This is a genomic window from Emergencia sp., from assembly GCF_048465375.1.
Lineage (GTDB): Bacteria > Bacillota > Clostridia > Peptostreptococcales > Anaerovoracaceae > Senimuribacter.
On sequence record NZ_DBFWLQ010000006.1, the window covers coordinates 68,895 to 91,793 of the forward strand.

The following is a 22,899-nucleotide window of genomic DNA, read 5'->3' on the forward strand; positions in this document are numbered from 1 at the left end:
AAGGACTTATGGAAAGAAAAACAATATATAGAAACTTAATCAGAGCATTTCTGTGTGGTCTTATTTTTTTCGCGGTGACTGTGCCATTTCGGGAATTATTCTCTCTGATGCCGGTCACGGAAGTGCGTCCTGCCAGTGCCCTGCCGCCAGCTTTCGGCCTTCTCTTTGGGTTTTGGGGAGCACTGGGTACTGCATTGGGAAATCTGATGGCCGACATCTTATCGGGTTATTCCTTGGGTTTATGTCTGACAGGGTTTGCTGCCCAGTTCCTATACGGTTACATACCCTTTAAACTGTGGCACGCTTTTGGGTCTCGCGGCGCTGAGCAGGACTTTCCCAAACTGGATACGGCCAGACATGTGGTCAAATATCTATTTATCGTTGCCATTGATTCTCTGATGATGGCAGGTCTGCTGGGATTTCTGATGGAAGGCTTCGGCATCTCGCAGTTCCTTTCAACGACTACTTTTGTGCTGCTGTTGAACAACTTTGATTTCTGCATTCTTCTGGGCATGCCTGTGCTTATTCTCGTATCCGTGACAGGGATTTCTGTTGATGTCCAGAAAGGAAAAGTACAGTCGCAAAGAGGACTTCTGTCAGTCTGGGGTGGACTTTTCCTGCTCTGCGCTTTTACCCTGACAGAAGCGCTGAGACCTGGACTTCTGTCCGTTTGGCCTTTTGCGGCGGCAGCCTTTCTATTATTCTTTGCTGCTGCGGTCTGGCCGCCAACGGGTCAGGTACTGAAAGAACGAAAGGGCAGGCACCCGTTGTCCATGAACGAAAAAATCATTCTCATATTTCTGATACTGGGGATTATTGCGGGAGCCATTGCCGGTAATGCCGCTTATCATGGTTTTTTGGCTCAGGAAGCAGCATCTGTGGATTTGTGGAACAGGGTGTACAGCTACGTGGCGATTTCCCTGAACTTGTTTTTCCTGATTTCTCTGGTGTTTCTCTGGTATATGGAAACCAATATCACTGTACCGCTGGAGCGTCTATCGGCTGTAACGCGATATTACGCAGAAGACAGGTCGCAGGCAATCGACCACGAAAAGATCATCGAAGTCTGTGAACCTCTGTGCAAGAAAAAAACGGAGGTGGGAAATCTGGCACGATCCTTTGTGAAGATGGCAGCAGACCTGGAAACCTATATGGATAATCTGACGCAGGTGACAGCAGAGAAGGAGCGGATTGGGGCAGAGTTAGATGTAGCGACGCATATACAGGCCAGCATGCTCCCCTGTATCTTTCCGCCATTCCCCGAGAGAACAGAATTTGACCTTTCCGCTTCCATGAGACCGGCCAAGGAGGTAGGCGGGGACTTTTACGATTTCTTTCTGGTGGATGAAGATCATCTGGCTGTAGTCATCGCCGATGTATCTGGCAAAGGTGTCCCGGCGGCTTTGTTTATGGTCATCGCAAAAACACTTATTAAGGATCAGGCGCAGACAGGGAAATCGGCGGCAGAGGTATTTGACGAAGTCAACGAGCAGCTTTGTGAAAGCAACGATGAGGGGCTGTTCGTCACTGCCTGGCTGGGGATTTTGGAAATTTCCACGGGTCATATGGAGTTTGCCAATGCCGGTCATAATCCACCGGCCATTTGTACCAGTGAGGGTGAATTTACATATCTGAAGATGAGGGTCGGTTTTGTACTGGCGGGTATGGAAGGAATGCATTACCGCACAGGAACCTTTGATTTTCAGCCAGGAGATACACTCTATCTCTATACAGATGGAGTGACCGAAGCGACGGATTTAAAGGAGGAACTTTACGGTGAGGAACGGCTGAAAAACATTCTCGACGAAAACAAGCAGGCGGCTCCGGCGGAACTGATCAAAAGCGTGAAGGAGGATGTAGACGCCTTTGCAGGCGAAGCTCCTCAATTTGACGACATCACGATGCTGGCCTTGAAAGTTTGGGGGCAGAACCATGATACGACAAAATCCAGCCCATCGCGTGGCATAGAGGATGCCCCTCGATTGGGGATTTAAAGCATAAGGTCTGCCTAGCCAAAATCAAGTTTTGGGGCAGAACCATTAGGAGGTGAGAAAATGGCACAAATGACGTTGGAGGCTGTTCCAGAGAGTTTGGACCGAGTTCTGGAGTTTATAGACGCGAATTTAGAGCGCAGTCAATTTCCTGCAAAAGTACAGGTGCAGATCAATATAGCGATTGAAGAATTGTTTGTCAACATCGCCCGCTATGCTTACAGACCCTATGTAGGGGAAGTGACCATAAGGGTGGAGACAGAGGCCGCACCTTCACAGGCAACGATTCGATTTATTGACCGAGGAAGGCCCTATAATCCATTGCAAAAGGAAGATCCTGACGTTACCCTCTCGGCTGAAGAGCGAGAAATCGGGGGTCTGGGCATCTATATGGTGAAACAGAGCATGGATGAAATCTACTATGAATATCAAGACGGAAAAAATATATTAACGTTGAAAAAGAGAGCTGAAAACTAGGAGGATATCATGAAAATCACGAAAAACAAAGAAGAGACAGTATTGACGTTGGCCTTGGATGGCAGGTTAGACACGAACACCGCACCAGATCTTGAGACTGAACTGAAAGCCAGCCTGGATGGTGTCGAAACCTTGATCATGGATATGGATACGCTGGCTTACCTCTCGTCAGCTGGTTTGCGCGTTATTTTGGCGGCACAGAAGCAGATGAACAAACAAGGAAAAATGATAGTCAGAAATGTCAACGATATGGTTATGGAAGTATTTGAAGTGACAGGCTTTATCGATATTTTGACCATTGAATAAATGCTGTACAGGGAGGGAGGAGGCCGGCATGGAACTGAACGAGAAGTTGTGGGAGGCATTCCTTCCGTGTATAGAAGGTCTTTATATTATAGAGGAAAAAACAAAAGTAATCTGTTATGCTAATGCATTTATAAATCCTTTACAAGAATCCATCGTCGGCCGCTATTGCTATCAAGCTATGGCTGGCAGAGAGGGACCTTGTGATTTCTGCCCCTGTCTGCACGAAGCGGCTTGGCAGCAGGGTGAAGTTTACGTCTGGGATTTTTATGATAGAAGATCGAAACAGTGGTATAAGATTAAAAATCGTCTTGTCGATATTGATGGATGTTTATACCGTCTGGGTAATGTCAACCTAGTTGGAGATATGATGGAACTCGGTCGGGACGCTATCAGAGAGATGGCGGCTATGCAGCATCTGGCCTGTGACCGGGATAAAATCGGCAAAATACTGGAATTTGAAAGCTCCCATGATAAGCTGACTGGCGTATACAACCGAAATCAATATATTGCCGACCTGGAAGGGGCATTTCAAGATGTGGAATGCGCGGGAATCCTCTTTTTTGACTTAAATAATTTGAAAGAGGTTAATGACAGTTACTTTCACTCGGAGGGTGATCGGCTGCTGTGCCGTCTGGCGGAGGCGATTTTTACATCGGCGGGCAGAGGCAGAAGATGCTACCGAATCGGCGGTGATGAATTTATCTTAATCGCCCCGAATTGTACGAAAGAGGAGCTTGAGCGGTGTCGGAAGCGAATTCTCAACACCTTAAAGGAACTGGATAAAGGAGAATTGATCCCCTGCAGTGTGGCGGTGGGCAGCGCTTGGAGTCCATCAGGCAGGGACTTAGGATCCCTGGTTACAGAAGCGGATCGACGCATGTATGAGAATAAAAAAGTAATGAAAGGTGTAAAATAATCGGAATTCCCTCACGGGACATACTCCGATCGGGCGGTGCTGCTCTCCACGGTTATTTTGTACTTTTTGAGCAAACTTTCTTGATTTGCACAATTTACCCTTTGCAGAAGATTATAAAAAGAGAATAAATGGAGATTTGGAGGGCGTTATTTTGCCGCTGGTTATTTTTTGATGATTTTTATGATATGATAACTCTTTATGACGACCCTAAAAGTAACTTTGAGTGCTTTTACAGTCTCTCTTTCTTAATTATATACGCCTGTCAACGCTGAACCTGCCCATACTGCGGTGAGTTTTTGTGCAGGAGAAATAAAAATATGGCAAAAAGTACAAAACGAGTGTGTTACGGAATGTGGAAATAGGAATCTTGAAGCCCTAGCCCGATTTACGTTAAGTAAATCGTTGGCAGGTCTCATGCAAAAAGTCCCCAAATCTTGATTTGGCAGACTTGACCGCTTGATTCCGTCATTTCCACTTTTTTAGTGCATTATAAAAAAATTTTTATAAGAAAGTTTTTATGGTATACTATAAAAAAGGTGATACAAACGCTAGATGATATCAGTTAACTTTAAAGATGTAAACTGTGAGCATCTGTTGGACTATAGGGCTTTGCACAGCTATATAACAGAGCGGGTTGTACCCGGAAAAAAGACTTATATTTTTCTTGATGAAATATAGGCAGTCACTGACTTTCAAAGGGTAGTGGACTCATTTTATATCAGAGTAAACGTGGATATCTATATTACTGGCTCCCCTTCAGAAAATAGGTGATTACCATCCTAAATGTATCATATCCATGGACGAAATACCAATGAATCAAGATGGAATCAGGCATATCAACATCATCGATTTTCTGTTGGAAAACTGGGACCAATAAACGCAAGCTTCTGCAAGATTTGACAAGATTCTAAATTTTTTGGTATAATGGTTCTACAATCTTACGACGTTGTCGCAAGGGAAGAACCATTGAATCATGACGTTCGATTCTATTTCTGAAGGCATCGTCATGGTATAATCTAAAATAAATTATTGAAAGAACGGAGGTATGAACATGATCCAGTTCCGTGACGTGACGAAGGATTTTAAAGGAAACGTCGTGTTATCAGACATTTCAATGGAAATCAAAGATAAAGAACTGACCGTCTTAATCGGCCCCAGCGGCTGCGGAAAGACAACGACATTGAAGATGATAAACCGACTGATCCCGCCTAGTAAAGGGGATATTTTTATTGATGGAAAAAACATCGAAGAAATGGACAAGGTGCAGTTGCGCAGAAATATGGGCTATGTCATCCAGCAAGGAGGACTGTTTCCCCATATGACCGTGAGGCAGAACATTGAGATTATTGAACGTCTAGAGAAAAAAGACCCCCAAGCTATTGTCGACAACACCGTCAGGCTGATGAAGATGGTAGATCTGAATCCAGAAGAATTCCTAGACCGCTATCCGACTGAGCTGTCCGGCGGACAGCGTCAGAGAATCGGTGTAATCAGAGCATTGGCTAACGATCCGGATATCGTGCTTCTGGACGAGCCGTTTTCTGCTTTGGACCCGGTGACCAGAAGCAGTCTGCAGGATGAACTCATAGAGCTGCAGGCAAAGGTAGGAAAGACTATGGTCTTTGTAACCCACGATATGGACGAGGCTATCAAAATCGCAGACAGGATTTGTATCATGAAAGACGGCCATATCCTGCAGTACGACACGCCGGAGATGATTTTGAAAAAGCCGGTGGACGAATTTGTATCTAACTTTGTTGGAACAAACCGGATCTGGGATTCTCCAGAATACATCCGCGTGGAAGACTTCATGATTTCTCATCCGATTACCTGTAAGGGTGATATGATCAGAAACCGCTGCATCAAGCGGATGAGAGATCACCACATCGACACCCTGCTTGTAGTCGATGAGGAAAATAAGCTCAGAGGCATCGTAGGCAGAAAAGACCTGTTCAAGGCGACCAGACCTTTGATGCCGGCAGAGGACATCATGCACGAGGTGGCTTATGTGGCCCACGTAGGCGACAGTATCGTCAACGTACTTAAAATGGTCGAGGAAAGTGAAGTCAACAACATCCCGGTTCTTGATCGGGAGGAAAGACTCGTCGGTCTCTTGACTAACAGCAATCTGGTATCCACATTGAGCAAACAGTTCTTGACCGATGACAATACAGAAGGGGTGGTGATTGAAAAATGATCGCATTAGTAAAATATATGGCGGCACATATTTCACAGATTATCAGCCTTCTCTTTGAACACATCGAAATGACCGCAATCTCTGTCGGCTTCGCCATCGTAATCGGCGTACCTCTCGGGATTCTGATCAGCTATGTAAAGAAGCTGGACAAACCGATTATCGGCGCTGCTAACGTAGTACAGGCGATACCGAGTATGGCCTTGCTGGGACTTGCTATTCCGCTGCTGGGCATCGGAACCCTGCCGGCAGTGGTCATGGTAATTATCTATTCCTTACTACCGATTATCAAAAATACCTATACAGGAATTGCCAGTATCGACCCGGAAATGGTGGAAGCGGCAAAAGGTATCGGACTGACAAAGTGGCAGGTGCTTCAGAAAGTGAAACTGCCTATGGCACTGCCTGTCATCATGGCTGGGGTGCGAATTTCTGCAGTTACTGCGGTAGGTTTGATGACTATGGCGGCCTTTATCGGTGCAGGCGGTCTGGGATACCTGGTCTTTTCCGGCATCAGAACCGTCAACAATCTGCAGATTTTGGCCGGCGCTATTCCAGCGTGTCTTCTGGCCTTGCTTGTAGACTTCCTCATGGGTCTGGTAGAAAAGCTGGTAACACCGATCAGTCTGCAGAAAGCTTTTGGCAAATCAAAGGAAGAACTGAAGAGGAAGAGAAGAAGACAAAAAGTCGTTCTCGCAGTTGCCGGTGTTTTGATTGTCGTTTTGGTGGGCAACACTGTGATCGGCAACATGAAGCAAGAGGAGAAGACCATTACAGTAGGCAGCAAAGATTTCACAGAGCAGCTGATTCTCTGCAATATGTATGCGGATATCATTGAACACGACACGGATATCAATGTGGTGAGACAGTTGAACTTAGGCGGCAGTCAGGTTTGCTTTGAAGCGATGAAAAAGGGTGAAATCGACATGTACGTGGATTACACAGGCACCGTCTACGTCAGTCTGTTGCAGCACGTAGCAAAACCGGATATGGAGGCTGTGTATAACGAATGTAAAGATGAGCTGGAAAAGGATTATAACATTCTCTTCCTAGAGCAGGCAGGCTTCAATAACACTTACACCCTGGCTGTCAGCAAGGAAACAGCGAAGAAGTACGGACTTAAGAGCATCAAGGACTTTAAAAAATGTGATTCTCAACTGAAGATCGGAGCTACGCTGGAGTTCCTCAACAGACCGGATGACGGGCTGCCAGGTCTTGAGAAAAAGTATGGCATTAAGTTTAAAGAATCAGTAGGACTCGATGGTTCACCGAGGTTTACCGCCCTTGAAAACGGAGAGGTTGACATTGTAAACGCTTTTGCAACCGACGGACTTTTGAAGAAATACAATCTGGTCACCTTGACCGATGACGAAGGGTACTTCCCGCCGTATTATGCGGTGCCGATGATCAGAGAAGACACTCTGAAGAAATACCCTGAACTGGAAGTCAGCATTAACAAGCTGAGCAGTTACTTGTCTGATGAAATCATGCAGGAACTGAACTACCAGGTCGATGAAGAGGGAAAAGAGCCTGAGGATGTAGCAAGAGACTTCCTCAAATCCATCGGATTAATTTAAGTATACAAGCAGCGGGAGACAGGAATGCCTTCCGCTGTTTTCTTTTATGGACAGGCAGGAAGGGATATTTTCTAGACACTTTGACTAAAATGTATATTGAAGACATGGTGCCTCTGGAGTACACTGAGAAATGATAAAATAGGGTTGGGGGAAAAGAAAGATGATTTTTGAACAGAGTTTTAAAATAGGCGTCAGAGATATTGATTCTCATCTGCGGCTGACAAACAGGGCGCTGCTGGGTATGTTTGAGGATGTCAGTTCTGCCCATTCGGACACCATCGGCTGCGGCGTCGGCAACATCAGAGAAACAGGACTTTCCTGGGTAATTATGCACTGGAAGATAAAAGTCATCAGGCGCCCGGCATATGGAGAGAAGATTACCATTAAGACATGGGTAGCGGGTATGAAGAAACTCTACATGTTCCGGCAATATCAGGTTGTAGATCATGAAGGGCAGACCATCGCCATCGGGAACAGCAAATGGGTGCTGACGAATCTGCAGTCAGGAGCCATCAAAATTCCACAGTGGATTGTGGACGGTTACGGTATTTATGAGAAAACCGTCTTTGATGCGTATCAGATTGAGAAACTGAAAGAACCAGAGTGTGAGGCTTCTTATGGAGCTGAATACAAAGTTCCCTGCAGTGCGATTGATTTAAACGGACATATGAATAATCTCTATTATCTGGATGCTGCTGCCGATTCAATGGATCCAGAGCGTTACCTGTCGGGGGTCTTTGACTATTTTGAAATGATGTACAAAAAAGAAAGCACCTTAGGAGAAGTCCTAAAGTGCCAGGTTTATGAAAACGATGGTGAGACGCTTTTTGCCTTTCGGGACGAAGGCGGACGTCATATCCATGCCATTGTATTGCTGAAGCAGTTACTTCACTTTTAGCGTATAGTCGTCGTCGAGCACTTGGGCAAAGATGCCCTGGATGCTCTTGGCGGCTTTTTTTCTTGCCTCTGTGAGCAGGCCTTTTTCTTTTGCCTTCTTTTCCATTTCGACCTTCTGGTCCTTGCAGAAACTCTGATAGTCTTCCACTTTGAACGGATTGAAAATGCTGGTGCTTTCGTCAAAGACTTCGATGCTGTCTTCGTTCATCTCGTGGGACAAAATCTTGGCCTCCGGCAGTGTAATGGTCACTGTTTTCCTCCTGACAGAAACATCTGCATCAGACAAATCGACACCTGCTTTGATCTCTCCGTCGTACGTGAGAATAAAGCTTTTCGTGGTGAAAGGAACCTTCATTCCGTAAAAATCCTTACTATTTTCGAATTCTGCCATGTTGGTATAAGAGTATGTAACGCTTGCCAGCTCATTAATTTCTGTCAATCTGTTTTCTAAAACTATGGCGGACATTTTTTCGATTCCATCTGAATTGCCGATAGATTTTCCGACGAAGAAACACGCTAGACAGACGATGACAACAGCAGCAGCAAAGATTGCTAATTTCTTTGTTTTCTTCATGATTCTATTTTCCCCTTTTCTCCCTTTTTCTTTCTTTTTCGACAAACTTCTCGTCTTTTATTTTAACATTTCCGAGATAAATTGCAATATATTTTATGTTGGAAATGAGTCGGCATACCTCTGCAGTCCGCAAACGCATATGCATGAGAGAAAAGTCCCACACATTTTTTCTGGCATGCTAATCTGCGGACTGACAAGAATAGACGCGGTGCGGCGGACTTCTCTTATTATGTAGAAACGACCGCTCAAAGGCGGTTTTTATGCTCTGAAATAAGTTGAGACGAAGTCTATAAATTGAATCGACGCTAGAGATTGATGATTATATTTGTGACTGGATAAATAGATGGAGCGGCGACAGTGGGGGGAAAGGAGATGGACGAAGCGAATGCCGGTCAGCTTTACGGTGCTTTTCCAGCTTTCGGGGAAAAGAGCGCAGCCGAATCCCTCCGATACCAGGCTGGCGATGAAATCTGCCGTAGGGCTCTCAAAGCGAACCTTAGGGGTAAAGCCGGCCTGTTTACACAATGACCTGCTCAGAAGAGCGAAGTCGTAATCGCCGCTGAGATTGATGTAAGGCTCGTCAGCGGTGGCAGACAGATCAATCTGATTTTTTGCTGCCAGAGGATGATTTTCCGGCACTGCCAGAAGGATTTCTTCCTCGGTGAGCAGCTTACAGGTGATGTTTTCACCTCCAATAGGCGTAAAGGTGAAAGCGATATCAATGACGCCTTCCTGCAGATCCCTTTCGACTTCACCGTGAGGCTTTACGTTAACCAAACGGAACTTGACCTGTTCGTTTTGGTGCAGAAATTGGTTAAAGAGGCGGGGTAGAAATCGCAAAGTGACAGCCCCGACAGAGACGGTTTCACTGAATTGTTCGCTCATGTCAGAGAGCTCCTGCTGCCCATCAGACAGTTCTTTCAGAGATGCATTGACACGCTTTAGAAAAACCTTCCCGTATTGGTTGAGCACGATGTTGCGCCCCTTGCGATCAAAGAGGGGAACCCCCAGACTCCGTTCCAGGCGGGAGATGGAGCGGCTGAGGCAGGGCTGGGAGATGTAAAGTTCCTTTGCGGCTTGTGTGATGTTACCTGTGCGGGCTACAGTTTGAAAATATTGCAGTTGTAATAATTCCATGGTATATATTCTCCTATATCTATACCTTGTAAGGCATGAATCTATGACGAATTATATATTTTTTTTATGGTTCTGTCAATGGTATAATGTATACAAGAAAGAAATGAGGAGGATGAAAATTTATGGAGCCAGCGAAATTATGGACCAAAAACTTTATACTATGCACGTTTGTGAACTTTTTATTGATGTTGAATTACTATCTGCTGATTACGGTGATGACCCAGTACGCCATAGAAACCTATGGAGCGGGATCAGGTATTGCAGGTTTGACCGCCAGTATCTTCGTCATCGGCACTTTGGCTGCCCGCCTTTTTGCTGGCAGCCGTCTGGAGCAGATTGGTCACAAGCGGTTAGTGTTGACCGGTGCGGTCCTGGTTTTTGCCATGTCCGGCGTATATCTGATAGTAGAGCAAATTGCAATTCTTTTAGTCGTTCGTCTCATACACGGTGCGGCATATGGGCTTTTGGCTACTGCTTTGGGAACAGTAGTGACAGAGACCGTACCGGAGAGCAAGCGGGGAGAGGGCATCGGTTATTATATGTTGAGCAATACACTCGGTGCTGCCGTCGGACCTTTCTGTGCGGTGTTCTTTCACCAGCACGGTGGTTACGACGTGATTTTTTTCGTATGTACTTTTGCAGCGGTAATCGCTTTGACCAGCGTGTTTCTTCTCAATTTCAAGGCATACGAAAAGACTGCCCCTGTCTGTGAGAACGATGGAAAAGAGGAGCCTGCAGCCGGCAGATTCTTTGCAAAAGAGGCTCTGCCGATCAGCATCCTATGTGCGCTGATTTATTTTGGCTATTCCAGCATTTTATCTTTCCTCATGTCTTTCTCAGCAGAAATTCATCAAGAAACTGCGGCCCAGTATTTCTTTTCAGTTTATGCATTGGCCATGCTGATCACCAGACCGTTTACTGGGAAAATATTTGATAAAAAAGGACAGTGGTTCGCTTTGGTGCCTGGCATGTTGGGTTTTGCCGCGGGTATGGTCATTTTATGCCGTGCGGACTCGGCAATACTGCTGCTCACTGCAGCAGCGTTCCTGGGATTTGGCGTAGGGGTTACGCAATCGGCAGGCTTGGCATCGGCCGTGGAAGCGGCAAAGGGGAAACATTTGGCCTTAGTCAATTCTACTTTCTATATCTGTCTAGATCTGGCAGTAGGTGTTGGACCGCTGCTGCTGGGCAATCTTCTCGGCTTCACAGGCTATCGCGGTATGTATCTCTCCATGGCAATTTTGGCCCTGTTGTGCGTGTTCTTGTATCATGGAGTGTATCGCAGGCAGGTTAGTGATAGAGCAAAAGTTGTCAAGGAAGAACTGAGGCGGGAATATGTATATAATAGAAGAGAATTGAACTCATAATGGGAGGAAAAATTAGATGAAAGAGAACATTTTAAAGACCATAGAACAAATTGGACCGGAACTGGATGAACTGAGCCGGAAAATTTACGAAAAACCAGAAACTGCTTATGAAGAAGTTACAGCTTGTAAATTGCATGTGGAACTTTTGGAGAAGTACGGATTTCAGATAGAGAAAAATTTATGTGGTATAGAGACAGGGTTCAAGGCCGAATATGACAGCGGAAAACCAGGACTTACAGTAGGAATCATGGCTGAATACGATGCGCTGCCAGGCATCGGTCACGGCTGCGGCCACAACATATTGGGTGCCACAGGCAGCGGCGCAGGCATTGCTCTGAAAAGTGTTATCGACGAGATTGGCGGAAAGGTCATCGTTTATGGAACGCCGGCGGAAGAGTACAACGGCGCCAAGATGGCATACGCCAGAAAAGGCGCTTTTGATGAACTGGACTTCGGCATGATGGCACACCCAAACGCTACATATAACAAATGCAGCCCGATGTTGGCGTTAGGTCCTGTATCCTTTGCATTCCACGGAAAACCTTCTCACGCTTCTGCGGCGCCGGAAGAGGGAAGAAACGCCCTGGATGCGTTGATTCTGGCCATGTGCGGCATTAACGCGCTTCGTCAGCAGATGAAAAGCTCCTCAAGAGTCCACGGCATCGTGGTCAAAGGCGGTGAGGCGACAAATGTGATTCCAGACTATGCATCGGCTCAGTTCGTGGTCAGATCGCTGACAAAGACGTACAATGAAGAGCTGCGCGAAAGAGTGAGAAACTGCGCCCGCGGTGCAGCGCTGCAGACCGGTACAGAGGTAGAATTTACAGATCCGGATATCTATTTGGACAACATGATTTCCAATAGAACGATGGAACAGGTCTTCTGTGATAAAATGAAGGAACTGTTTGACATCGAAGTGGGAGAACCATCGGAGCAGACCGGCTCTAACGACGCGGGCCTTCTCAGCAAGATCTGCCCGTTTATGCATCCGATGTTCGGCATCTGTCCAGAAGAGAAGTTCGCAGCGCACACGGAAGGTTTCCGCGACGCCACTTTGACAGACTATGCCAAGGAGCAGATGAGAAATACTGCCGCAGGTCTTGCTATGACGGCGGTGGAAGTGATGACCAATCCACAGCTCTTTGCCAAGATGAAAGCGGAATTTGAGTCGGCGGAACAGTAAATCAAAGCATGAAAAAAGCGGCTGATCCAGTAAATGGAGAAGCCGCTTTTCTAATACGATTATTCTATGGACTTCAGTGATTCAGTCATACTGATCTTTTCCAGCTTGTAGTACATGGCCAGATTGACCACGGCTGCAAAGACGAAGGTCAGTACCACGGCCAGCACGTAGCTGACAGCGGAGATTCTCACGTCAAAGGATAACATATCGACCTTGATCTGTTCCATGACAAAGGCGTGCAGCCACTTGCCGAGAAATAACCCTACCACGGCGCTGATACCGGTCAGGAAGAAATTTTCCCTGAAAACGTAGGCCGAGGTCTCCTTTGGATAGAATCCCAGCACTTTGATGGTAGCAATCTCCCGTATTCGCTCTGTAATATTGATATTGGTCAGATTGTACAGAACGATAAAGGCTAGCGCTCCGGCTGACAGGCAGACCAGGAGGATTACGTAGTCCAGGCTCTTCATCATATTGGAGACACGCTCACGGAGATCGTTATTGACCGATACCGTGGCCACGTGATCCATATTGAGCACCTTGGAGGAAGAAGCATAGACATCCGTGCCGTCCTTTACATTGACCAGAGCGGACTTGATTTCTGGCGTATAACCCCATTGCTCCTGGCAGGTCTGCGGAGAAACGTAGACATAATTGTAAACGAAATTCTGGCAGACACCGCTGATTTCCAGTTCCATTTCTTTCATGTTTTCATCTCTCAGAGTGATTTTATCACCGGGAGCGAGGTCGTATTCATCGGCCAGCTTGCGGCAGATCACCGCCTGCCCGTCCTTTGGATAATCCAACTTCTTTCCATCGGGCTGATGGAGTTTGACATACTGGTCAAAGTGATCGTTGTCTGAGACGACCAGATTGACAGACTTTACGGTCTTGCCCGTGAGCAGATCGGCGCTGCCCTCGTGAACGAAAATCATATCGTCTACGTAGGCTGCTGCCTCTTTTTGAAACTGGTCTTGCCGCCAGGTCCCCATCTCCTTGTCGAAGACGACGCTGTAGTCGTAGACCTGAATTTCATCGTATTGGAAATCGACCACATTTTTGATGGAATCTCTCACGCCCAGTCCTGTGAGTAGGAGGGCCGTACAACCGCTGATGCCGAGCACCATCATGAAGAAACGCTTCTTATAACGAAAGATGTTTCGGAAGGAAACTTTGTATAAAAAGCTGATTCTCTTCCAAAGGAAGGTCACTCTTTCCAGCAAAATGCGCTTGCCGTCTTTGGGCGCTTTTGGCCTGATCAATTGAGCCGGCACTTCTCTGAATTCCGCATAACAGGAAATGATGGTGGCGCCCATAGAACAGAGCAGGGACACCAACAGGGAAGTGACAGCCAGAGGTCCGTTGATGATGTAGTACAGATTGGAACTGAAATCGTACATCATGCCGTAGGCCTTCCAGATGACTAATGGGAACAGCCAGCAGCCGAAGAGAAATCCGCCCACACATCCGATAAAGGAGGCGCTGCCAGAGTAGAACAGGTACTTCCCGATGACGGCGCCGTTGCTGTATCCCAAGGCTTTGAGGACGCCGATCTGGGTTCTCTGCTCATCGACCATTCTCGTCATAGTGGTCATGCATACCAAAGCGGCCACCAGGAAGAAAAAGATCGGAAACACCTTGGCGATACCATCTACGATATTAGAGTCACTTTCAAAGCAGGCGTAACCGATGTTGGTATTCCTGTCTAACACATAGGTATCAGGTGCTTTGATGTCTGCAATCTCTTTTTTGGCTTTGTCGAGATCCTTCTTTGCGTCGTCGAGCTTTGCTTTTGCTTCGGCGAACTGTTCATCTGCCTCCGCCTTTGCTTCGTTGTACTTGCGCAGGTTTGCCGGTATCTCAGCCTCTGCCTGCTTTATTTTCCTGCGTCCAGTGTCGATTTGTGAAAGGCCGGAGTTGATTTTGCTTAAATTTCCATTTAACTGCTTTTCTGTGGCAGAAAGCTTTGCTTCTGTCTGCGCGATTTGCTCTGGCGTCATATACTGTTTGTTCGCCTCAAACTCTTTGCGCTGTGCAGCCACTTGAGAGAGACCGGACTGGACTTTCGTCTTTGAGGCTTTCAGTTCCTTTTCTTTGGCATCCAGATTCTTCTTTTCCTGGGCCAGAGTATTCTTTCCGTCGATGATTTTCTGATAGCTGTCAGCCAGCTGCTTCTCTGCATCGGCTTTTTCTGACAGATATTGATCGTAATTCTCATCATATTCTTTCTGTCCATCGGCCAGCTCTTCTTTGGCATCCTTGATGATTTTCTGATAGCGGATATCCGACCGCGTTTCGGCCGCCGCCTTGACTTTGTCTTCGGTGCTGTCGATCAAATTGTTATAATCATCAGAGTAAATGGGATGGCGTTCCTTCAGGTTGAGATAGATCTCCGTAAAGTAGTCGGTATCAAAGCCGCCTTCGTTCATGTAAGCGAATCCTGCCACGGAACCGTTTCCCAGAGACGTAGAGCCTCTTTCAAAGTTGAGATAGGAAGGGGAAAGGACGGTCCCCGTGATGGTATACTCTTTGTACTTGAACATATCCTGCGTATCTTTTTCGTTCTCCGCAGAGATGCGGATGGTTTTGCCGATGGCATCGTCGTCCACCAGTCTGTAATCGACGACACATTCGTCGTCAGCTTCTGGCATTCTGCCGTTTTTCAGACTGAGGTTGTTTATGTCGGCAGTGATGGAATGAACCATCAGGACTTTGTCCGCGTCGCCGTCGATGCTGTACAAAACGTCCGTGCTGATGGAACCTTCGGCGCTGCCGATGTAAGATTCTTTTGAAAGTGCTTTCACGTCTTTTTCTTCAAATCCTATAGTAGACGCTACTTTATAATCGAAGAAGTTGTGATCAGATAAGTAATCGTCAGCTGTTTCAATCATAGCTTCCCGGGTCACTTTGATGCCCGAAAAGAAACCTACGCCCAGGGCGACGATAGCCAGGATTGCGATATAACGTCCGAGGCTGTTTTTTATTTCCCGTAATGTTGATTTTTTTAACATTTGCTGACCTCTTACCATTCGATATTTTCCACAGGGACAATGTTCTCATTTTTCTCAACGGAGTAAACTGAGCCATTTTTGATGTGGATAATTCTGTCCGCCATGGCTGTAAGGGCCTGGTTGTGGGTGATGATGACCACGGTCATACCGTTTTTCCGGCTGGTATCCTGCAGCAATTTGAGAATAGACTTCCCTGTGTTATAGTCCAGGGCGCCTGTCGGTTCGTCACAGAGAAGCAGCTTGGGATTTTTGGCCAGGGCGCGGGCAATGGCAACACGCTGCTGCTCGCCGCCGGAAAGCTGCGCCGGAAAGTTGTTCATCCTATGAGACAGGCCCACTTCTTCTAAGACCAGTTCCGCATCCAGGGGTTCTCTGCAGATCTGAGTCGCGAGGGAAACGTTTTCCAGAGCGGTCAGATTCTGCACTAGGTTATAGAACTGGAATACAAAACCGATGTCGTAACGCCTGTAGGCTGTCAATTCTTTTTTGTTGTATTTGGATATTTCTTTGCCGTCCAGAAGCACAGCGCCCGTCGTCAGGGTATCCATGCCGCCCAGTATATTGAGCAGTGTGGTCTTGCCGGCACCGGATGCGCCGACAATGACGCAGATTTCCCCTTTTTCTATCTCAAAGGTTGCATCACTCAGGGCTTCAATGGAAACTTCGCCCATGTTGTATACCTTTTTTACCTGTTGAAATTCTACATAAGCACTCATAGCAGGCCTCCTTCATTATTGATAACTCATTTTAGCATATTACACAGGGGAAATCAAAGTGTTCAGACAAATTACAAAAATTAAAAATGAGTCCATGAGGTCACATCACGCAGCCGTAAATATTATAAAAGCGGGCTTTACAAGCCCGCTTCACCTTTGTTATTTTTCTGCTTTGTTGATGACAAAGTCTCCGCTGACAGTAGCAACGCTGAATTCATACTTCCCACTGCCTATGATATAAACATCCTCGTCTTCGTAGCGAGTGCTGAACTCGGAGGAAAAATCACCTGAGACACTGTCAAGTTCTGCTGTTACATCGCTGCCCTTCGGCAGGGAGATGATACAGTCCCCGGAAGTAGAGTCCATATTCAGTTCCTTTGGACAGTTCCTATAGGTCACCTTCATATCGCCGGATACGGTGTTCATATTCACGTATTTGGCCTCGATGTTTTTACCTAACAGATTTCCTGAAGTCGTATCGATATCGAAGGAGTTGACGTACAGGTCTTTGATATTGAGGTCTGCAGAGACCGCATCAAAATTCAATTCGTCCAGGCCTTTTGCCAGTGTCCGCGGAATTTTGATTTCCAGCTGTTTACTGTAGTTTATAGAACCTGAAAAGTTGATTTCTGCTGTCTGGCGTAAATAGTTGATTTCCAAGGTACTTCCGTTTATCCGGTAACGCAGGCAGTTCTCCTCATCGATTTTGCCCTTGGATTTTTCTCTGATGACGATGTCATCGCCATCGTAAGGAATGACCGTCACCCTGCCGCTGATCCAGTCGATGTCGATGGAGTCTATGGACGCATCAGATACACGGTAAGTATTACTTTCTTCAAAGTCGTTATCAAAGTCGTCCCCGTAGTGAAAGGCAGCATTCCAAAGCCCGTTAAAAAGAATATGGCTGGGAGACGCACCTGCGATGATTCCAATTGTGGAAAAAACGATACCTACAGAAATGAGGCAGATGGAAACCATCAATATGATTTTAGTGCTCTTTTTCATTTATTTCGCCTCCTTTTTGATGAACAGGCTTTTGATCTGAATGAAGATCCAGCCAGTCAGATGGATGAGACCGAGAATGGCAACTTTCGCCCCCAGAAATGCCAGCAGGCAGAGTCCTGCAAGTCCGAGACCGCATCCGATGGTATAAATCACCGTAGGGAAGCCTGCGCCGAGCAGCCAGAAGGATTTGAAGAACAGGTAGATGCCGAGGAGCCCTAGGGACAACACGACGGCAAAGATGGATATGATCAAAGCCCAGATGACCAGGTATACCGAGGCGATGACGGCCATAAATGCCAGCAACAGCGGAACCCAGATGGGTGATCCTACGATGGCAAAGACGATTGCCGCTGTGGACCAGCCGTTTTTCGGCTTTACAGTGGTTTTGACCAAAGTGGAGAGTGCTGTCGTCTCCATGATGCCCTGTGCGATTTGGTTGACGTCGCCAAAACTGGCTACGGCAGCTTCCTCGCTCATGCCGTCTTCGACCATATCTTCAATGAGTTCACTATAATATTCCAGCCTTTTTTCGATTTCCGGTTCCGGCAGCTGTGAAAGCCGGATACGCAATTGATGTAAAAATATTTCTCTATTCATCCCGGATGCCCTCCTTAATATATTGGTAGATGGCTTCTATTTCTTCCCAGCCAATGAGGAATTCTTTAATCTGCTGTGTGCCCATAGCTGTAATTTTGTACATTTTACGAAGGCGGCTATTGTGTTCGACGGTATATACCATCAGATAGCCGGATGCCTCTAATCTCCGCAGAATGGGATACAGGGTAGATTCGGATAGTTTGATGTAGTTAGAAAGGTCTTTGATGATCTTGTAACCGTAGGAGTCCCCTCGCTGCAGTACGGATAAAATACATACTTCCAGAAGGCCTTTCTTCATCTGTGGATTTATCATTTGATATACCCCCTTTCACGTTATACTATACAACACATAGTATTGTGTGTCAAGCAGTATTTTGACAAAAGAATTTCTTTTATCAGATTGTCATATGTGCTATGATAAAGAATAATGTGTTTTTTACGCAGCAGAGGAGGCGTTTATTTTGGGAAATAAAACTTTAACAGAAGTAGAGCAGCTGGCACACAAGATCGTATCCACTTATTTCTGTGATTCTGAAATGGAATTTATGATTTCGACCTTTGCAGATGATATCATTTGGCTGGGTGGTGGTGAAATGCAGAAAGCAGAGGGAAAAGAGGCTGTGGCGGCAGCTTTTCGGGCCGGAAAGGACGAAATGATTGCCTGTGACATGTCAGAAGAGGTTTATCATTCCGTTGACTTAGGAGGCGGCTGTTACCTCTGCGAAGGCGTCAGCAGACTGCAGAGCAGACCGGAGTCTGAAACCTATTTGAATATGCAGCAGAGAGTGACCTTTGTATTCAGGGAAAAAGGTGACAGCCTGGAAACCGTACATATCCATAATTCCGTGCCCTTTGCAGAAATCAAGGATGACGAACTGTTTCCAATGGAATCGAGTCGTGCTGCGTATCAACGGCTAAAATCGGCGCTGATTGAAAAAAATCTGGAATATGAACACCAGGCTCGTTTTTTAGAACAGCTTTACAATACCGTTCCTTGCGGAATTCTTCAGTTTTCTATCGATTCCCTTCACAAACTGATTTCTGTCAATCCTATGACTTGGAAATTCTATGGTTATTCCGGTGAAGAAGCATTTAGAAGTGAAGTGAGGGGCGCCCTGCAAATCGTGAAAGAAGAAGACCGCGACTGGATTACGGCGACGATTGAAGGGCTGACACTCAACGGGGAGACGACATCTTACCGCCGTCAGTGCAGAAAAAAGAACGGTGAAGAAGCCTGGATCAATGTGGTCATGGGCAGAATTGTCAACAGCAACGGTGAAGAGGTCATTCAGGCAGTATTCACCGATATTACAGAAGAGGTGCAGATGGAAAAGACCCAGGAGATGGAACGCGTTTTGGAGAATCGTTCTCTCCGGGCTGCGATCTGTACGGCATACCCGCTGATCATCAGTGTCAATCTCACGAGAGATAGCTATAACTGCTTTGTGGACGGACAGTCCAATTACCATTTTACAAAGGAAGGCTGCTATTCTGCCATGGTGGAGGAAAGCACGGGATATACTTATGCCTCTTATCAGGAGGACTTTGCCGCGACGTTCAGCAGAGGAGCACTGCTGCAGCGTTTTGAAAAAGGAGAAAGTGAAGCATACATGGAAGTACAGTCGAAAGGAACCGATGGTGAGTACCACTGGATTTCTGTTCATTCTATTTATGTGGATAATCCTTTCAACGACGACGTGCTGGCTATCAACCTGATTAAAATTCTGGATACCCAGAGGCAGGAGAAGGCTAAACAGGAACAATTGCTGCGAGACGCCCTGGCTTCAGCGCGGGCGGCCAATCAGGCAAAATCGGATTTTCTCTCACGGATGAGTCACGATATCAGAACGCCTATGAATGCCATCATCGGCATGAGCACCATAGGACAACTGAAAATCGAAGATAAGAAAGTTGTCGGCGACTGTTTCCAAAAAATAGATACATCGTCAAAGTATCTGCTGTCTTTGATCAATGACGTGCTGGATATGTCCAGAATCGAAACCGATAAGATGGAAGTGAATTGCGAGCTCTTCGAATTTAAGTCTTTCTTGGACGAGATCAATCAGATCATCTATTCACAGACTGCGGAAAAGGAAATCAACTACGAGATGCGTCATCAAGAGCCATTGGAGGCTTATTATATGGGAGACGCTCTGCGGATGAAACAGGTTTTGATGAATTTGTTGTCCAACTCTCTGAAATTCACCTCGTCAGGCGGTACCATCTGTGTAGAAATCAGAGAGAAAGAACGAACCAACGGCTACGCGCTGCTGGAGTTCGTCGTATGGGATACAGGGATAGGCATGTCAGAGGAATTTATGGAAAGAATTTTCCAGCCCTTTGAACAGGAAAATCCAGGCAGCGCGAGGAATAACGTGGGCAGCGGCCTTGGTCTCTCTATCGTTTATAATCTGCTTCAACTTATGGGTGGAAACATCTGCGTGGAAAGTGCGAAAAACCGGGGAAGCAAGTTTACGGTGACCATCCCCCTGCAGCTAGTGTCTGACGATGAAGAAAGAGAGTGGGAAAGAAAACGGCAGAACCTGCTGAAGGACTTTAAAGTGCTGGTAGCAGATGATGACCCTTTCATTGGAGAACAGACAGCGGTGATTCTCGACAGCATCGGCGCCGAGACTGTTTGGACGGATTCTGGTTATGGAGCCGTCGAGAAAGTAGAGCAGCGAATGGGAGAAGCCTCTATGTTCGATATTGCCATGATTGACTGGAAAATGCCAGGTATCGATGGCATTGAGACGGCTAGACGGATTCGTCGTCTGGTAGGGCCTGAGACGATGATTATCATGATTACCGCTTATGATTGGACCGACATCGAAGAGGATGCCAGAAATGCAGGGGTGGACTATTTTATCGCTAAACCTCTGCTGAAATCGTCTATCTACGATACTTTTGCGGAACTGGATCAGAAAAGAATTCACGGAGACACAGATACAGATAGAGGCGATGAAGAACCTACTTTGGAAGGTCAGCGCATTTTATTGGCCGAAGATAATAAACTCAATCAGGAAATCGCTAAAACGTTATTAGAGATGAATGGAGCCGTCGTAGATGTGGTCGATAATGGCAGAGAAGCGGCAGAACGCTTTGAATCGCAAAGCCCTAACACCTACTTCGCTGTTTTGATGGATATTCGCATGCCTGTCATGGACGGAATTGAGGCGACAAAAGCGATTCGATCCATGGACAGAGAGGACAGTAAGCGGATTCCGATTTTGGCCATGACAGCGAACGCCTTTGAGGAAGATAAGAAAAAAGCTTACGAGGCTGAGATGACAGGGTATTTGGTGAAACCGCTGGATATCACCACTTTGCTTGAGGAGTTAAGAAAATTTTTACCGACAGAAGGGAAACAGCAGCCATGAAAACCATAGAAGCGCGATTATTCGCTTTGCAGGATTTGCAGTACAGAGACTTCCATTCTAAACTGATGCCCGACCACGATAAGGAATTGGTCATCGGGGTCCGCACGCCGGTTTTACGTAAGCTGGCAAAAGAACTGGCAAAGGAACCCTTTTGTGAGGAATTTCTCAAAGAACTGCCGCATAAATATTATGAGGAAAACAATTTGCACGCCTATTTGATAGAAAACATCGCTAAGACTTTTGACGACGCTGTGAGACTGACAGAGGAATTTCTTCCCTATATAAATAATTGGGCGACCTGCGACACTTTTTCGCCGAAAGCCTTCAAAAAAGATCTGGATGCGCTGTATGACAAAACGCTGGAGTGGATGAACAGTACGCACGTTTATACGGTGCGATACGGCATCGTGACCCAGCTGCAGTATTTTCTGGAGGATGCTTTCAGGGCGGAAATGCTGGATATTATGGCAGAGATTCACACCGAGGAGTATTACATAAATATGGCCATCGCGTGGTATTATAGTTTTGCGCTGATCAAACAATATCAATCCACAATTCCGCTCTTTGAGGAACAACGTCTGGACAAGTGGGTGCACAATAAATCCCTGCAAAAGGCCATAGAGAGTTATAGAATTGACAAGGAGACGAAGGACTATCTGCGCAGTCTGAAAATAAAATGAGCAAGAGAAGAGAAAAGCGACATCACGGAATCCGTAATTTTTTTATATACTGTCTGATTCTGGCAGCAATATGGTATATAGGGACGTTCACTTTAAAAACCACAGAGGTGACCATCGAAAGCAGTGAGATCAAAGATGATGTGACCATTGTACAGTTGACGGATCTGCACGGTGCCGTCTTTGGCCAGGGAAACAGCCGGCTGCTTCAGCGGGTAAAGGAGGCCAAACCTGACTTTATCGTCATAACGGGTGACATGTACTCCTCTGGAGACGACGAGGGAAGGCAGACTGCGGTGGATTTGATGGCGGACTTAGCCAAATTCAGCCCTGTGTATTTTGTCAATGGAGAGCACGACAACAATGAAACTTATGATGAACAGCTGACTGCTGCCGGTGTGGATGTATTAGATTACGAGAGCAGAGATATCACCGTCGGGCAGACGACAGTCCGCTTATATGGGATTAGCAATGTGTATTACAGCAGCACCTTTGACCTGGCTAACGAATTCACTCTGAACAAAGATATTTTCAACATTCTGGCAGCGCATATCCCTAATTTTTCAGCCTTCGCAGATTTCGGCATCGATCTCTCCCTGTGTGGGGACAGCCACGGCGGCCAGGTGCGTCTGCCTTTTGTGGGCGGATTTAACAATGGCGGTGTCTGGTTTCCTGAATTAAAGGATGGAAAGGAAAAATACGTCAAAGGATTGTATGAAATGGGAGACAAGAACCTCTTTGTTTCCAGCGGATTGGGCAATTTTCCCGTGCCTATTCGATTTCTCAATCGGCCGGAGGTTGCAGTCATTCACCTTACCGGCGAATAAAGTCGAAAAAGGTCAATTTGGGGGTTGCAATAGGGGATATAAGGATAGTATTATATAAGAAATAGAA

The 22,899-nt window shown here is 46.3% G+C and carries 19 protein-coding genes; 12 read left to right on the forward strand and 7 right to left on the reverse strand.

Features of this window, described 5'->3' with window-relative positions; all coding sequences use genetic code 11:
• Window positions 1-8: 8 nt before the first annotated feature.
• The 7 genes from ACMQ5W_RS04640 (at window position 9) to ACMQ5W_RS04670 (ending at window position 8,359) form a co-directional block, all read left to right on the forward strand.
• Window positions 9-1,994, forward strand: a complete 1,986-nt coding sequence (locus tag ACMQ5W_RS04640; protein ID WP_419023776.1) for a SpoIIE family protein phosphatase — start codon at window positions 9-11, stop codon at window positions 1,992-1,994.
• A gap of 60 nt (window positions 1,995-2,054) precedes the next feature.
• Window positions 2,055-2,468, forward strand: coding sequence for an ATP-binding protein (locus tag ACMQ5W_RS04645; protein ID WP_419023778.1), 414 nt, complete (start codon window positions 2,055-2,057; stop codon window positions 2,466-2,468).
• Between the two features lie 9 nt (window positions 2,469-2,477).
• On the forward strand, window positions 2,478-2,774 hold the full coding sequence (locus ACMQ5W_RS04650) for an STAS domain-containing protein (protein WP_419023780.1): 297 nt from the start codon (window positions 2,478-2,480) through the stop codon (window positions 2,772-2,774).
• Between the two features lie 28 nt (window positions 2,775-2,802).
• Window positions 2,803-3,690, forward strand: a complete 888-nt coding sequence (locus ACMQ5W_RS04655; protein WP_419023781.1) for a GGDEF domain-containing protein — start codon at window positions 2,803-2,805, stop codon at window positions 3,688-3,690.
• 1,051 nt (window positions 3,691-4,741) lie between these two features.
• Entirely contained in the window at window positions 4,742-5,887 is a 1,146-nt protein-coding gene (locus ACMQ5W_RS04660; RefSeq protein WP_148493208.1) for an ABC transporter ATP-binding protein, read from the forward strand.
• Window positions 5,884-7,461: a glycine betaine ABC transporter substrate-binding protein gene (locus tag ACMQ5W_RS04665; protein WP_419023783.1), complete on the forward strand. Its 1,578-nt coding sequence runs from the start codon at window positions 5,884-5,886 to the stop codon at window positions 7,459-7,461. Before ACMQ5W_RS04660 ends, ACMQ5W_RS04665 begins: the two co-directional genes overlap by 4 nt.
• 160 nt (window positions 7,462-7,621) lie before the next feature.
• The gene (locus tag ACMQ5W_RS04670; protein WP_419023784.1) at window positions 7,622-8,359 is read left to right on the forward strand and encodes an acyl-[acyl-carrier-protein] thioesterase; all 738 of its coding nucleotides are present in this window, start codon (window positions 7,622-7,624) and stop codon (window positions 8,357-8,359) included.
• Here the strand turns inward: ACMQ5W_RS04670 and ACMQ5W_RS04675 are convergent.
• Window positions 8,345-8,932 (reverse strand): DUF4230 domain-containing protein, encoded by a 588-nt coding sequence (locus ACMQ5W_RS04675; protein WP_419023786.1) that lies wholly within the window; start codon window positions 8,930-8,932, stop codon window positions 8,345-8,347. The two genes, ACMQ5W_RS04670 and ACMQ5W_RS04675, sit on opposite strands and share 15 nt — an antisense overlap.
• 258 nt (window positions 8,933-9,190) lie before the next feature.
• Entirely contained in the window at window positions 9,191-10,069 is an 879-nt protein-coding gene (locus tag ACMQ5W_RS04680) for a LysR family transcriptional regulator (RefSeq protein ID WP_419023788.1), read from the reverse strand.
• Window positions 10,070-10,191: 122 nt separating this feature from the next.
• On the opposite strand from ACMQ5W_RS04680, the gene ACMQ5W_RS04685 reads away from it, so the two are divergent.
• Window positions 10,192-11,436 (forward strand): MFS transporter, encoded by a 1,245-nt coding sequence (locus ACMQ5W_RS04685; RefSeq protein WP_419023790.1) that lies wholly within the window; start codon window positions 10,192-10,194, stop codon window positions 11,434-11,436.
• A 16-nt stretch (window positions 11,437-11,452) separates the two neighbouring features.
• Entirely contained in the window at window positions 11,453-12,619 is a 1,167-nt protein-coding gene (locus ACMQ5W_RS04690) for a M20 family metallopeptidase (protein ID WP_419023792.1), read from the forward strand.
• A gap of 59 nt (window positions 12,620-12,678) precedes the next feature.
• On the opposite strand, the gene ACMQ5W_RS04695 is transcribed toward ACMQ5W_RS04690, so the two are convergent.
• The 5 genes from ACMQ5W_RS04695 to ACMQ5W_RS04715 form a co-directional block, all read right to left on the reverse strand.
• Window positions 12,679-15,630: an FtsX-like permease family protein gene (locus tag ACMQ5W_RS04695; RefSeq protein ID WP_419023794.1), complete on the reverse strand. Its 2,952-nt coding sequence runs from the start codon at window positions 15,628-15,630 to the stop codon at window positions 12,679-12,681.
• Window positions 15,631-15,641: 11 nt separating this feature from the next.
• Window positions 15,642-16,346, reverse strand: coding sequence for an ABC transporter ATP-binding protein (locus tag ACMQ5W_RS04700; protein ID WP_419023796.1), 705 nt, complete (start codon window positions 16,344-16,346; stop codon window positions 15,642-15,644).
• A 159-nt stretch (window positions 16,347-16,505) separates the two neighbouring features.
• Window positions 16,506-17,351, reverse strand: coding sequence for a DUF4097 family beta strand repeat-containing protein (locus tag ACMQ5W_RS04705; protein ID WP_419023798.1), 846 nt, complete (start codon window positions 17,349-17,351; stop codon window positions 16,506-16,508).
• The gene (locus ACMQ5W_RS04710) at window positions 17,352-17,948 is read right to left on the reverse strand and encodes a DUF1700 domain-containing protein (protein WP_148493198.1); all 597 of its coding nucleotides are present in this window, start codon (window positions 17,946-17,948) and stop codon (window positions 17,352-17,354) included.
• On the reverse strand, window positions 17,941-18,261 hold the full coding sequence (locus ACMQ5W_RS04715; protein WP_419023800.1) for a PadR family transcriptional regulator: 321 nt from the start codon (window positions 18,259-18,261) through the stop codon (window positions 17,941-17,943). The genes ACMQ5W_RS04710 and ACMQ5W_RS04715 overlap by 8 nt, the downstream gene beginning before the upstream one ends.
• A gap of 148 nt (window positions 18,262-18,409) precedes the next feature.
• Here ACMQ5W_RS04715 and ACMQ5W_RS04720 point away from each other — a divergent pair, with 148 nt between their 5' ends.
• Genes ACMQ5W_RS04720 through ACMQ5W_RS04730 form a run of 3 tightly spaced genes read left to right on the forward strand, consistent with a single transcriptional unit; the run spans window position 18,410 to window position 22,832 of the window.
• On the forward strand, window positions 18,410-21,328 hold the full coding sequence (locus ACMQ5W_RS04720) for a response regulator (RefSeq protein WP_419023802.1): 2,919 nt from the start codon (window positions 18,410-18,412) through the stop codon (window positions 21,326-21,328).
• Complete coding sequence (locus ACMQ5W_RS04725; RefSeq protein ID WP_419023804.1) at window positions 21,325-22,008, forward strand: DNA alkylation repair protein; 684 nt, start codon at window positions 21,325-21,327, stop codon at window positions 22,006-22,008. The genes ACMQ5W_RS04720 and ACMQ5W_RS04725 overlap by 4 nt, the downstream gene beginning before the upstream one ends.
• Complete coding sequence (locus tag ACMQ5W_RS04730; protein WP_419023806.1) at window positions 22,005-22,832, forward strand: metallophosphoesterase; 828 nt, start codon at window positions 22,005-22,007, stop codon at window positions 22,830-22,832. The genes ACMQ5W_RS04725 and ACMQ5W_RS04730 overlap by 4 nt, the downstream gene beginning before the upstream one ends.
• Window positions 22,833-22,899: the final 67 nt, after the last annotated feature.